The following is a 13,382-nucleotide window of genomic DNA, read 5'->3' as shown; positions in this document are numbered from 1 at the left end:
GGCTCGCGCGACTGGCGCTCACCCCCTGAGTTGGACGAGGAGCCGCCGGAAATCGAGGAGCCCGAAGAGGTGGCAGGCGAGTAGCCAGATCGCCACGCCGACGCCGACGCCGAGCACCAGCGAGGCGTACCCCGTGAGCGCGTCCGTGAGCCCGTAGACGCTGGTCCCCATCACCAGCGAAATCCCCGCCACCTTCGAGAGGCTGATCCCGACCCGTCGGGGATCGAAGGGAAGCTCCGTGTAGACGATCGCGACGGAGCAGACCGCGTAGAGCCCGAAGGTGACGACCGTCGCCGCGGCGGCTCCGGCCGCCCCGTAGAGCGGGATCAGGACGAGATTCAACCCGAGGTTGCCGAACGACGTGACGGACTTGAGAACCGCCCGCGACCGCGCTCTGCCGAGGTAATCCAGCGCGGGACCGGAGATCTGTTCCAAGGCCTCGAACAGGACGAACAGCGCCAGTACCCGGACGACGAGCACCCCGTCGGCGTACCCCTCGCCGAAGATCGTCGGAATCGCGACGTCGGCGATGGCGAGAATTCCCGCCACCGCGGGGACGTAGAGGATCAGCGTCTTCGAGAGACTCTCCTGATAGACCTCGGTCGCCTGCTCGAGTTGCCCGCTCGCCTGCTCGGAGCCGTAGGTCGGCGACAGCGCGAACCCGATCGAGGCCGCCGGCACCCGCGTGAACTGACTGATCTGTTTCCCGAGCGTGTAGAAGGCGACCTGCGTCGGGTTGGTAAAGAAGCCGACCAGAACGGTGTCCAGTTCCTGATCGACCTCGTCGGAGAGCCGCGTCACGCTCATCGGGACGTTGTATGTGAGGATCTTGGCTCGGACTGTTCCCCGACTCGAGTCGGACGCATCGATCCCCGTTGTCAGCCGGTAGACGACGACGAACCCGGCGACGGCGGCGACCGCGTACCCGAGCACGTAGCCGGTGACGGCCGACAGCGGCGTCGGATCGTACAGGACGAGTCCCACGACGAAGACGAGCGTGCAAGCGCCCTCGAGCGAGTGGACCTTCGCGCTGGCGGCGATCGCCTCGAACCCCTGCATCACGAACCGGTGGTGGGTGTGGATCGAATAGAAGAAGACGTACCCGGATCCGACGACGAGCAGCGGTGCGAGCGCCGGTTCGTCGAGGTGTGTCGCCACCGGTTCGGAGAGGGCAGCGAGCGCGAGCGAGACGACGGCCGCGGCGACGGCGAGTAGTTTCCAGGACTCGAGGACAGTCCTGAACGCCGTCCCCGGGTCGTCCTCCTTGAACTGCGCGATGTATCGCGCCGCAGAGCGCGGGAGGCCGGATTCGCTGAAAAATCGCGCGGTCGCGAAGATGGATATCGCCAGCGCGAGCAGCCCGTACAACTCCGGCCCCAGCGTTCGGGTTAGGAATATGAGTAATACGCCGGTGCTGATGACGTGGACGACTCTCCCGCCGAAATCGGAGAGCACGTTGGAGAGCAATCGGCTCACCATGGCGGGAGCGTGCGGAGGGGATCGCGGTGTGTGACTCGACGGAATCGACGAGGCGAGGTTCTCGAAACCGCGGGCGCTTCGAACCCGGTTCCCCCCATCGATTAGGGGGTCGCGTGCTCGAGGTCGCGCGATCGATACTCGCAGCGAGCGGCCGTCGGATTCCGACCGTGAGTCGTCTGCTGGTTCATGTATCGACAGTCCTCCGCCGGACACGCACTAATAACTTGGCGGCGAGTGTGACGACCGGACTCCGACGAGCCCGCTACCGCAGTCTGGTTCTGAGGAGGTGACAGAGCCCGCAAGCGAACGGAACCGGATCGTCGAGTCTGAACTCGTCGAAGTGGGGCGCGAGGCAGAACGATTTGAGTATCTCCCACGTCCGCGTCGTAAACTCCGGTCGGGCCGCCATGCTCGATTCGTCGCGAAGCACGCTGAGGAGGTGGTTCAGTTCTCCATACAGGAAGTGGCTCTTGACGCCGACGTCGTAGCGGGGATCGATCGACTCCGGTCGACCCGTGGCGAGACACCAGTAATCGTACGGAAAGTCCGCGCCGGCGCGGACGGCACACGGGAGCGACTGCCACATTCGGGGGTTGATCTCGAGCAGTTTGTACTCGCCCGTCTCGCTGTCTTTCGCGTACTCCGCGCACGCGAGGCCGTGCCACTCGAGGTGATCCAATAGCCGACTCCCGACCGACTCGAGTTCGGGATCGTACATCGACTCCCGATAGACGCCGCCGCCGCTGGCGTAGGAGTTGCCGCGAATCTGTCTGTGCTGAAACGTGGTCACCGGCTCGCCGCGGTCGTAGAGCGCACCGAAGACGTACTGCGTCTCCGAGCGGATGCGCTCTTGGCCGATCGGCACGTGCTCCATCTCCGCGGTGAGCGCGGCGATGTCGGGTTCGCTGCCGGGCTCGACGTGTCGTATCCCGTCCGCGAAGCCGGATTCGGTCGGCGAGTACGACGGTACGTACTCGCTGGCGAGGAGGTTGTACCGTGATTTGACGATGTACTCCGCATGCCCGTCGGCGAACTCGTCGAGGCTGCCGGTTTCCGGCACCGGAACGCCCGCTTCCGACGCGGCCTCGAAGAGCGCGATTCGGTCGTGAACCGTCTCGAGCGTCTCGAACGGCGGGACGACGAGCGAGACGTGTCGATCGAACGCCTCGCGATACTTCGCGAAGAGATAGGTGTCCTGCGGTCGCATCGGGACGATCGTCTCGATTCCCGGCCGCGCCGCGATCCGTTCCAGTGCGTCCCTGTAGGCGAGCAGGTCGTCTCGAGGTGCCGGGATACGGAGCCGTTCGTCACAGAATCGGGACGCGCCGGCCGGAACGTCCCTGTGCTCCGACGCGACGACGGTTCGAACGCCGCGCCGAGCGAGCGACCGGACACACGAGTAGCCGCCCGGAGCGAACCCCGTCGGAATGAGCACTGACGCCTGAGCGTCGGTTCGGTCGACCATAGGGCGTTATCGATACCACTATCTGCTCACCCTCGGTAAAAGCGGTCCGTCCGTCCCGGCGGCGAAAAGGATCATTTACATACCATTTAGAGCGGCGGGCAGCTACCCGCTCGCGATCGCTCGCGGACCGCCGAGTCGACGCCTGCTGCGTGACCGAGTGCGGTATCCGTCCGAAAGACACCATTACCCATGACCACCTGCCCCGACCAAGAGGTGGCTTTACGAGTCCGGTCGTCCTGTCTACGGCCGATGACGACGCGCCGCCGGTTCCGAATCGTTCGGTGGCAGATCGCGGTGATGGGAGCGACGGCGCTCTCGCTCGCCGTACTGGACTCGCTCTTCTACGGCCTGTTTTTCGGAGTATCGCTGCTCGGACTGGTGGTCGTCACGGAGCTCTCGATGTCGCGGCTCGTGGCCCTCCCGTGGCGCTCGCGGCTCCGACGGCTCGCGGCGCTCGGTCTCCTCGGCTACGCGGTCGTCGTCGTCCTCCGTCTCACCGACATCCTGTCGGCCGGTCCGCTTCCGTGAGGCTCCCTCGAGCCGTCACTCCCCCTGAGGCGGCCACCGACACGTGACCAGCCACTCCGTCTCGTCGGACCCCGGTGCGACCTCGAGGCGGACCGGGCGATCGAGTCCGGTCGCGAAGCCAACTGCGAGAAACGAGGCGACGGGGTGATCGAACCGGTCGAGATCGTTGAGGACGCTGCCGGAGACGGTGAGCGTGAGAGAGCCGTCACCGACCTCGGACGGCTCGACTGCCCGCGCGAGTTCGAATAGGTCCACGAGACCCGCCGCAAGCTGGGCGGCAAGCGGCCGCGGCGCGCTCCCGAGTTCCTCGTGTAACTCGCGTTCGAAATCGCAGAAGAGTCGACCGCCCGAGGGCTCGAGGGTCGTCCCGGTCTCGTCTCCGCCTCGAGCGAGCGCGTCTCCGGACCGGGTCGAATCGACGGGTCCGGAGAGGTGGAGCCGCGCCGGGACCGCGCCGTCGTGCGGGACGTAGACCGGGTCACGGTTTCCGCCGACCGCGTCGGCGACCGCGCGTTGATTCTCGGCGGTCGCCGTCGAGACGCGGTCGGTGACCGCTGCGGGGACGACAGCGGTCGGCGACAGGGAGTAGGCGAGCAGCCCGCCGAACAGTCCCGTTCCGGCGAACGCGAAGAGAATCCGGCGCGCGTCGGGAACGACGAGTCCACCGAGGGCGGCGAGGGCGCCGAGTGCGAGCGAGCCGAGCATCGTCCGCCGATACCGGGACTCGAGCGAGCGTCCGTCGCGGGGGCGGTATCGAGGTCGTTCCTCGCGGTCCGGACCGCTGCTCCGATCGTCCCCTCCGGCGTCGTCGCCGTGTTCGGTCGCCGTCTCCGTCGCTGTGGCCCTGTTCTTGGTGTTGTCCGCACTCATGTGCCACGCGAGCGTGACGGCCCTGTTGCTGCTCGAGGGACCGTGCGTCGACGGGGAAGCGAGAAATCGATGCAGCGGTCGGCCACCGGCGGCGTCGAAGCGGCCGATCGACGGGGACGGCGGCCGCTGCCGACGGAGAGCGGTCGATCGGCTGTCGGCGAAAACATACCGCCCACGACGGGCGACGCGGGTTTGAAACCAGTGATGGTCACGGTCGCGAAAGATCCGGTTAACCCGGGGGAGGAGCCATTCGACGGTGTCTCCGGTAGGTGATGGCGGCGGACGCGATCTCGTCGCCACTGAAAGTCAATGCACACCTGATCGCTGGCCGGCGGTACGATCAGTGTGGAACTCGTTTCAGTGGCTACCAGCGGTGCCGGCGACGTCAGGACGTGTACCGTCGATAGATGGTTCGGCCGGCGTTCAAGGCCGGTAGCGCCGGCGTCGGATGACCGCGTTCCCACCAGAGCATCGGTTTCGCTTTCCCGCCGAACCGCTCCTTAAAGCGGAAGAGGCCGTCCCTGAAGTCCGGGTCCGTCCCGCGGAAGTCGTAGGTCTCGTACCCGTGTTCGATCCCCCACTTGATCGCGTGCTCGTGGAGGAGTTCCGACGCGTTGTACTCGAAGTGGTCCTCCGTGATCCCGGAAAACTGGTAGTGGAGGGTCGATCGATCGTCGTCCAACAGGACCATGATCATGCCGCGTCTGTCCCCGTCGACGCGGAGGGAGAACACCGTCACCCGCTCGGGGAACTCGCCGAGCGCGCGAAAGAACGACCGCGGGAGGCCGTCGCCCTCGACGCGGTCCATCACCGACGAGAAGTTGTCGTAGAACTCGGATAACGTGGTCTCGCTGAGGACCTCGTCGACGATCTCGTACTCCTGATCGTGTCCCTGCTCGATCGCCCGCCGGCGCGAACTGTGCATCTCGGAACTGAGCCGGTCCCACTGGCGGGTGAGATCGAGCGTGAACCGACACCGCCGGACCGTCAGCCGGTACCCCCGTTCCTTCAGGAAGTCGTGGTATCGAACCGACTCCGGGTAGGTCATTCGCAGCTGGTTGAAGGCGACCAGTCCGGAACAGAGGTGGGAAACCCCCTCGACCAACCGTTCGACGGCCGCCTCCTCGTCGGTCATCGCGACCGGCCCGCCCGAGCCGGGGGAAACGGAGACGAGACGCCGTATCGGGGTCGAGCCGACCCGGTGGACGAAGTTCGGTAAGATCGCGATCGGATTCCCCTTTTTCGAGACGTGGAGATGTCTCGGCTCGAGCGACGTCCCGTCCTCGATCGCCCGGAGCCACTCGTAGCGGTGAAACACGCTTCCCTGATCCGACTGGGTCACGACCTGATTCCACTGGTTTCGGTTCACCGGTTTGATACTGCTGTGTTTCCGAACGTCGAGGGACATGCGAGGGGATCACCGAGCGGATACGCTATCGACGGCACTGCCGTCCAAAAGAGTCGGTGCTCGTCTCTCAGTTAACACCCGGTATCTCCGGGAAAAACAAGGGACGACCGGAGACGGCCGATCCAATCGTCCGAAGCAGCCGGGAACTGACCGCCGATTTAGCGTCCGACGGCCGAGTCCGAACCGGCGGGCGTCTCGCCCGCCGTTGGCCGTCGTTAGGAGTCGGTAATACGTCCGTATCCCTCCGGTGTATCGCGTTGTCCGTCGAAACGAACCCGCCGGTTTTAGACACCGGCAGAGATACCATCGGCAATGGCCGATGTTCGTTCACCGACGCGCTCGCGGCTTCGAACGATCCGCGCACTGCCGGCGGACCTCGCCGCCGCCGTCGCGGTGACGCTACTCGCAAACGCCGCCGTGTTCGCGCCGGTCGTTCGAGAGACCCCGCTGCGGGTCCCGGTGGGGGTCGCCTTCGTGCTCTTCGTGCCGGGATACGTTTTCATTGCCGCCCTCTTTCCCGAACGAGGCCCGGGACGGACGGAGGGGGACCTCGAGGACCCCGACCCCGAGCGCGAACCGTCGACCGCGGACCGCGGAAGCCGAGCCGACGGTGACCGACTCGATCCGCGAGTGTGGAACGCCCCGTGGCCCGCACGGATCGACGGCATTGAGCGCGTTGCCTACGCGGTCGGAACGAGCCTCGTGATCGCCCCGCTCGTCGCCGTCTCGCTCGAGCTAACGCCGTGGGGGATTCGACCGGCCCCGTTCGTCGTCGCGCTCAGCGCCGTCACCGCGGTCACGACGGTCGTCGCCACCGTCCGCCGGCTGGCCGTCCCGGAACCGGACCGTTTTCGAGTCCCCTACCGGGCGTGGCTGGCGAGGGGACGGGCCGCGATACGCGGTCCCGACAGCCACGCGGACGTGGCGCTGAACGGACTGTTGATCGCGGCAGTGTTACTCGCGGCCGGCAGCGTCGGCTACGCCGCCACGGAGCTTCCCCAAGACGACGACTATTCGGCGATTTATCTCCTCTCGGAGGACGAATTCGAGGCCGATAGCTATCCGACTGACCTCGAACCGGGCGACAGCGCCGCGCTCACCGTCGGCATCGAGAACCGCGAGGGCCAGTCCGTGAACTACACCGTGATCGCCGCGGAACAGGAGATTGCGTCGGACGAAACGGACACGATGATCGCGGATCAACGAGAACTCGACCGGCGCGACGTACGCGTCGATGCCGGTGAAACCGCCGAGATCGACTACGACCTCGAGCCGACGATGACGGGCGAGGACGTTCGGGTCGTCTGGCTGCTCTATCCGGGCGATCCCCCGGACGAGCCGTCCGTTTCGAACGCGGACGGACACGTCCATCTCGCGCTGTCCGACGGGTCGGACGCGGGCAACGCCACGGAATCCGTTGCCGGATAAGAAACTGTTTCTCCCGCTGTGGTTGCGACGGCGATAATGTTCCACGTTATTTCTGTTATTGGCTTGGTGAGACTGTCTAGGGTCTCAAAACGTGGGGCTCGGTAACGAGCAGCCGTATGCTCGATTATACTGCTATCGTCCTCGCGGCCGGGGAGGGAACCCGGCTGCGCCCGCTGACACGGAACCGGCCGAAACCGATGCTTCCCGCCGCCACGAAGCCGATCCTCGAGCACGTCTTCGATCAGCTCGTCGATGCCGGCATCGACGAAATCGTCGTCGTCGTCGGCTACCGGTGCGACCGCGTCCAGTCGTATTTCGGGCCGACGTACCGGAACGTTCCGCTCACGTACGTCACGCAGGAGAACCAACTCGGAACCGGCCACGCCCTACTCGCGGCCGAATCCGCCGTCGACGGGCCCTGCCTCGTGATCAACGGCGATCAGATCGTCGATAGCCGCATTATCCGGGAGACGATCGCGGGCCACGAGTCCGATTCGGCCGCGACGCTCGGGCTGTTACAGCGCTCGTCCGTCGAATCCTACGGCGGCGTCACCCTCGAGGACGGGCACGTGACGAACATCGTCGAAAACCCGCACGACGACCGAGACTACTACCTCAACGCCGGTGTCTACGTCGCCGAGCCGGCGGTGTTCGATGCCGTTCGAGCAGTGGAACCGACTGCCGGCGAGCACCACCTGGTGGACGGACTATCGGCACTCGTCGATTCCGGCGAAATCGTCGGCGGGGTGGTCTCCGAGGGGATCTGGGCCGACGCGACCTATCCGTGGGACCTGCTCGACGTCTCGTTCGAACTCTTCGATGCGGGAATCGTCGACGGGGACCGACCGCTGGACGATCACCGCGGCGTGAGCGTGCACGCGTCGGCGATGATTCGAGAACCCGTCGTCATCGACCGCGACTGCGTCATCGGACCGGGTGCCGTCGTCGGCCCCTACGTCTGTCTCGGCGAGAACGCGACCGTCGGCTCGAACGCGGTCGTCGAAGAGAGCGTCATCGACGCCGACACGCGCCTCGGAGCCAACGCGACGGCGGTCGAGTGTATCACCGGCATCGGCGTGACGATCGGCGCTGGATCGACAGTCTCCGGGGGCCCCGGCGACGTCCGCGTCAGGGACCGGATCTTCGAGGACGAGTCCCTCGGCGCGCTCTTAGCCGATCGGGCCCGCGACGGCGGCGGCGTCACGTACGTTCCCGGATCGATCGTCGGCCCCGACGTGGACGTCCACCCGGGGACGACCGTCCGCGGAACGATCCCCGAGGGAACGGAGGTGCGGTCCTGATGTGTGGAATCATCGGCTACACGCCCGCACAGACGGACCCCGACATCCTCGACGTGCTGCTGGACGGCCTCTCGGGGCTGGAGTACCGGGGGTACGACTCGGCGGGCGTCGCCATCGCCGATTCGTCGGTCTCCGTGTACAAGCGAAACGGCGAACTCTCGGAACTCGAGGCGGCGGTACCGGACGGGTCCGTCGACGGACGGGCCGGGATCGGCCACACCCGCTGGTCGACCCACGGGCCGCCGACCGACGAGAACGCACACCCCCACACTGACTGCGACGGCTCCGTCGCCGTCGTTCACAACGGGATCATCGAGAACTACCGCGACCTCCGCGCGGAACTCGAGGCCGCGGGCCACGAGTTCGACAGCGAGACCGACACCGAGGTCGTCCCGCACCTGATCGAGATGTCGCTCGAACAGGGGGCTGGCATCGAGACGGCGTTTCGGCGCGCGGTAGATCGGTTGGAGGGGAGTTTCGCCGTCGCGGCGGTCTGTTCCGGCACCGAGGGGGTCCTCGCCGCGCGCCACCGGTCGCCGCTCGTCCTCGGCATCGGCGACGACGGCTATCACCTCGCGAGCGACGTGCCGGCGTTTCTCGAGCACACGGATCGGGTCGTCTACCTGCGAGACGGACAGTTCGCGACGATTCGACCGTCGGGCGTCGAGATCACCGACGAGTCCGGGGCGCTCGTGGACATGCCGGTACAGACCGTCGAGTGGGACCCAGAGGAGGCCGGAAAGAGCGGCTACGACCACTACATGCGAAAGGAGATCAACGAACAACCGCGGGCGATTCGCAACTGTCTCCGCGAGCGCATCGACGAGATCGACCGCTCCGTGTCGATCGACGAAATCGACGACCTCAGTCCGCCGGCGCGGGTCCAACTCGTCGCCTGCGGAACGTCGTACCACGCGTCGCTCTACGCCGCGCGGCTCTTTCGCGACCGCGGCATCACGGCGTCGGCCTTCCACGCGAGCGAGTACGACGCCGATGCGATTCCCATCGGCGACGACACGCTGGTGATCGCGGTCACCCAGAGCGGCGAGACCGCCGACACGCTCGGGGCGCTCCGGGACGCGAACCGCTGGGGTGCCGAGACGCTTGCAGTGACCAACGTCGTCGGGAGTTCGGCGTCGCGCGAGGCCGACCACGCGATGTACATCCGAGCCGGCCCGGAGATCAGCGTCGCCGCGACGAAGACGTTCGCCTCCCAGCAGGCCGCGCTGGCGATGCTCTCGAGCGCGCTCACCGGCGAGTGTTCCCGCGGGTTCGTCGAGGCGCTTCGGGCGTTGCCGGACCAGATACAGTCGATCTTGGACCGGTCGCGCGCGAAGGCGATCGCCCGCGACTACGTGGAGTCGGACGCGTACTTCTTCATCGGCCGGGGTTACGGCGCACCGGTGGCCCTCGAGGGCGCGCTGAAGATGAAGGAGATCACGTACAAACACGCCGAGGGGTTCCCCGCCGGCGAGTTGAAACACGGGCCGCTGGCGCTGGTGTCCGAGCGGACGCCGGTCTTCGCGATCATCAGCGGCTCGTCGAAACGGGAGAAAATGATCGGGAACGTCAAGGAGGCCGAATCCCGCAACGCGCCGGTGGTCGCGGTGACGGATTCGGCGGACGCGGTCGAACACCACGTCGACGACCGCTTGCGTATCCCCGAGACCCGACCGCAGTTGCTGCCGATACTGGCGAACGTACAGCTCCAACTGCTGTCGTACTGGGTCGCGAACCGACTCGGTCGATCGATCGACAAGCCCAGAAACCTCGCGAAGAGCGTGACGGTCGAGTGAGCGCCGGGACCGGTCTTACTCGTCTCCGTCGCTGTCGCCGTCTCTCGGGTCGTCACCGCTCCCATCTTCGTCGCTACTACCATCCCCATCGGAGCCGTTCCGGTGCTCCGAAAGCGCTTCGTCGATGGTCAACTCCCCGGACGCGACGCGGCGGGCGAGGACCTCGTCGATCGCCCGATTGCGCTCGCTCCGTTCGCGCGAGCGGTCCTTGATCACCTGAATCTCGCCCTCCGTCGGCTCGATCTCACGGGCGTCGACCACCTCCCCCTCGAGCCGAGCGATGTTGACCGCGGCGAGCACGTCACCCATCCCCCTCGAGCCCGTTCCGAGATAGGGCGTCGTCCCCGTCTCGTCGACGAGTTCGACGTGGACGGTGTCGAGTTCGTTGACCAGTTTCGCGCTCTCGAGGCGGGAGCCGTCGCCGATCCGGACGACCGGCGACGGTGCCTCGGCGGCCTCGCGCTGGATCACGTCGACGGCGTCGCCGAGGGGTACCTGAAAGGTCGCGACGATGGTCTCGCCGGTGAGAACGGCGATGCCGGGTTTCTTCCCCGGATCGATGCCGATGATCGTTCGGCCGCCGTCGCCGCGGACCGCGGCCAGCGCCTGATCGACCGCCCGCCGAGGGTGGTCGGGTTCGGCGACGATCGTCGGCACGTCCGCGAACGCGTCTGCGTGGTCCGCCCCCGTGACGACGACGGTGGCCTGTTCCGGCAGCTCCTCGTCGGGTTCGACGGTGGTAAACACCGTCCCGCGGTCCCGGAGCTCGTTGACGACGCCGTGGTACACCTCGAAGTCCGCCGTAGCGACGACGATCACAGGCCGGGCTTCGCCCCCGCGACGAATAAACGTACGCGAACCGCCGGCTCCACCACCACTCCCGACCGCGCGTTTCACGACCGATTCCGAACTGCGATCGGTCCTGAACTGCGACCGATACTCGCTGCGCGAACCGGACGCGAGCGCGGGCCCGTTCCGGGGCCTTTTTGCGCGTACCCTGCCAACTCGAACCGTGACCGACGAGGCGATTCCAACCGGCTGCGGCCCGGTCGACGAGTTGCTCGGTGGGGGGTTCGAACGCGGCACCGTCACGCAGTTATACGGGCCGCCGGCCGCCGGAAAGACGAATCTGGCGCTGTCGGCGGCCGTCCAAACGGCCGTCGACGGCGGCACCGCCGTCTACATCGATACCGAGGGGGTCTCGGTCGACCGCTTCCAGCAGCTGCTCGAGGCCACCGTCGAGACGCAGTCGCCGCGAACCGACGGCACTCGAGACGCAGATGCGGCCGACGACATCGAAGCCGTCGCCTCGCGAATCGTCATCGAGGACGCACTGGATTTCGACGAGCAGGCCGAGGCCGTCCGCGACGCCGAGGAGTTCGCCGAGCGCGCGGAACTGATCGTCCTGGACAGCGCGACCGGCTTCTACCGGCTCGAGCGCACCGCCGACGGCGACGAGGGAGAGGCGCTGCGAAGCGTCACCCGGCAGGTAACGCACCTGCTCTCGCTGGCCCGGAAACACGATCTGGCGGTCGTCCTGACGAATCAGGTCTTTTCGGACCCCGACTCGGATCGCACCAAGGGGCTCGGCGGCAACACGTTAGAGCACTGGACCGGGACCGTCCTCCGCCTCGAGCGCTTCCGCGGCGGGAAACGGCGCGCGACGCTGGAGAAACACCGCTCCAAGCCCGCCGGCCAATCGGCCCAGTTCCGGATCACCGACACCGGCCTCGAGGGCGAAGACGAGACGGTCCGATCCTGAATCCGTAGTTTCGATCACCCCGGTACGCGTATCGTTTCGTGTCGTATCGCTGTCGAGTACCCGGGTCCGCATTCCGTTCGGCGGTCGAAAATAATCGAGACAGCGTGGCGTCGACGGTGGCGGCCGTCTGCGGCAGTACCCGCTACAGCTGGTTGAGCTTCCGCAGGAGCTGGCCGCGGTACTCCTCGTCGCTGGTGACGCCCTTGAGTTCCAAGACGTTGCGCTCGAGTTTGTCCAGCGCGACGCGGAAGGCGTTCTCGGAGCCGTAGCCTTCGCCGGTGCCGGCGACCTGATCCTTGTTCGTTCGCAGGCGGATCTGACACTGCACGAGCGGGGTGCCGCGGAGTCGCTCTTGGTGTTCTTTGAATCGAACGTGTGCGTGCATCACCTGCATGTCCTGGTACTTGTCGACGACCTCCTCGATGTTCTCGACGATACCCTCTCGAGTGATGGTGTCGAGCATCGAGATGTTCGTGATCTGGACGTCCATGTGCTCTTCCTCGGTGAACGTCAGCGCGCGCAGCACGTCCGTCTTGGTGATGACGCCGATGACGATGCGGTCGTCGTCCGCCGGCGTGACCATCAGCCCCGCGTAATCGTCGTCGAGCATCGCCTCGACGGCCTCCTCGGCGGTCGTGTCGAGGGTCGTCGTCTCGACGGGGCTCGACATGATGTCGTAGACCGGCACGTCGAGCATCCGCTGAGTGTCGCCGACCCGATCGCCGGTGGTCGTCGTGTTGTTCTTCCGGATGACGAAGTCCGCGATGTCGTGGGTCGTTACGACCCCGGAGAGGTAGCCGTTCTCGTTGAGAATCGGCAGTCGGGAGATCCCGTGCTCGCGCAAGTGGTTGATCGCCTTGCCGATCCCGTCATCTTCGGTGAGCGTGACCGGGTCGGCGGTGTAGATGTCCTCGACGGTCAGCGCGTCCAGGTTCTCGAGGACGGCCTCGAGGATGGCGTCGTCGGTGATGACGCCCCAGAGGTCGCCGTTCTCGAAGACCGGGGCGACCTTGGCGTTGCTCTCGACGAGGACGCGTGCGGTCTCCCGGACGTCCTCCTGGCGGTCGACCTTGGGCGACGGCGTGTTCCGGCTCGGTTTGGTGAGTGCCGCCACCTTGGCGTCGTCCTCGACGTGGGACTGGAGGACCTCCCGCTCGCTGATGACGCCCTCGTACTCCCCGTCGTCGGTGACGATGATTCCCTTGGGGTTGCCGTCCTCGAACATCGAACGGACCTTCCCCATGCGTGTGCCGACGTCGACTTCGATGAACTCCGTGGTGGCGATATCAGCGATATTCATCCTTCTAGGGGAACATACTGACGCAGAGGTATTTAACGTACTGCC

11 protein-coding genes are annotated in these 13,382 nt (G+C 66.3%); 5 read left to right on the top strand and 6 right to left on the bottom strand.

All coding sequences use genetic code 11. The annotated features are described in order from the left end of the window. Positions 1-18: 18 nt before the first annotated feature. Both FEJ81_RS06100 and FEJ81_RS06095 read right to left on the bottom strand, forming a co-directional pair. Positions 19-1,479 carry an oligosaccharide flippase family protein gene (locus tag FEJ81_RS06100; protein ID WP_138244443.1) on the bottom strand — a complete coding sequence of 487 codons (1,461 nt, stop codon included), beginning with the start codon at positions 1,477-1,479 and terminating at the stop codon, positions 19-21. Positions 1,480-1,741: 262 nt separating this feature from the next. Next, the gene (locus tag FEJ81_RS06095; RefSeq protein WP_229504764.1) at positions 1,742-2,944 is read right to left on the bottom strand and encodes a carboxylate--amine ligase; all 1,203 of its coding nucleotides are present in this window, start codon (positions 2,942-2,944) and stop codon (positions 1,742-1,744) included. Positions 2,945-3,193: 249 nt separating this feature from the next. Here FEJ81_RS06095 and FEJ81_RS06090 point away from each other — a divergent pair, with 249 nt between their 5' ends. Next, positions 3,194-3,472 carry a hypothetical protein gene (locus tag FEJ81_RS06090; RefSeq protein WP_138244442.1) on the top strand — a complete coding sequence of 93 codons (279 nt, stop codon included), beginning with the start codon at positions 3,194-3,196 and terminating at the stop codon, positions 3,470-3,472. A gap of 15 nt (positions 3,473-3,487) precedes the next feature. Here FEJ81_RS06090 and FEJ81_RS06085 read toward each other — a convergent pair whose 3' ends face one another. Together FEJ81_RS06085 and FEJ81_RS06075 are read right to left on the bottom strand one after the other, a co-directional pair. Further along, the gene (locus FEJ81_RS06085; protein WP_138244441.1) at positions 3,488-4,342 is read right to left on the bottom strand and encodes a hypothetical protein; all 855 of its coding nucleotides are present in this window, start codon (positions 4,340-4,342) and stop codon (positions 3,488-3,490) included. A gap of 385 nt (positions 4,343-4,727) precedes the next feature. Continuing rightward, positions 4,728-5,750 (bottom strand): lipid II:glycine glycyltransferase FemX, encoded by a 1,023-nt coding sequence (locus FEJ81_RS06075; RefSeq protein WP_138244439.1) that lies wholly within the window; start codon positions 5,748-5,750, stop codon positions 4,728-4,730. A 312-nt stretch (positions 5,751-6,062) separates the two neighbouring features. Here FEJ81_RS06075 and FEJ81_RS06070 point away from each other — a divergent pair, with 312 nt between their 5' ends. The 3 genes from FEJ81_RS06070 (at position 6,063) to glmS (ending at position 10,275) form a co-directional block, all read left to right on the top strand. Then, positions 6,063-7,178, top strand: coding sequence for a DUF1616 domain-containing protein (locus FEJ81_RS06070; RefSeq protein ID WP_138244438.1), 1,116 nt, complete (start codon positions 6,063-6,065; stop codon positions 7,176-7,178). Between the two features lie 116 nt (positions 7,179-7,294). Beyond that, positions 7,295-8,479, top strand: coding sequence for a sugar phosphate nucleotidyltransferase (locus tag FEJ81_RS06065; protein ID WP_138244437.1), 1,185 nt, complete (start codon positions 7,295-7,297; stop codon positions 8,477-8,479). Next, complete coding sequence (gene glmS, locus FEJ81_RS06060) at positions 8,479-10,275, top strand: glutamine--fructose-6-phosphate transaminase (isomerizing) (protein ID WP_138244436.1); 1,797 nt, start codon at positions 8,479-8,481, stop codon at positions 10,273-10,275. The genes FEJ81_RS06065 and glmS overlap by 1 nt, the downstream gene beginning before the upstream one ends. Positions 10,276-10,290: 15 nt before the next feature. On the opposite strand, the gene FEJ81_RS06055 is transcribed toward glmS, so the two are convergent. Next, a complete protein-coding gene (locus FEJ81_RS06055) occupies positions 10,291-11,094 on the bottom strand; it encodes a hypothetical protein (protein WP_138244435.1) in 804 nt (267 codons plus the stop codon). Between the two features lie 178 nt (positions 11,095-11,272). Here FEJ81_RS06055 and radB point away from each other — a divergent pair, with 178 nt between their 5' ends. Then, entirely contained in the window at positions 11,273-12,037 is a 765-nt protein-coding gene (radB, locus tag FEJ81_RS06050) for a DNA repair and recombination protein RadB (protein WP_138246724.1), read from the top strand. 142 nt (positions 12,038-12,179) lie between these two features. On the opposite strand, the gene FEJ81_RS06045 is transcribed toward radB, so the two are convergent. Continuing rightward, positions 12,180-13,337: a CBS domain-containing protein gene (locus FEJ81_RS06045; protein WP_138244434.1), complete on the bottom strand. Its 1,158-nt coding sequence runs from the start codon at positions 13,335-13,337 to the stop codon at positions 12,180-12,182. Between the last annotated feature and the right edge of the window lie 45 nt (positions 13,338-13,382).

This window comes from Natrinema versiforme (assembly GCF_005576615.1).
GTDB classification, from domain to species: domain Archaea; phylum Halobacteriota; class Halobacteria; order Halobacteriales; family Natrialbaceae; genus Natrinema; species Natrinema versiforme_A.
The sequence above is the reverse complement of the archived record's forward strand: the minus strand, read 5'-3'. Positions and strand labels throughout refer to the sequence as shown.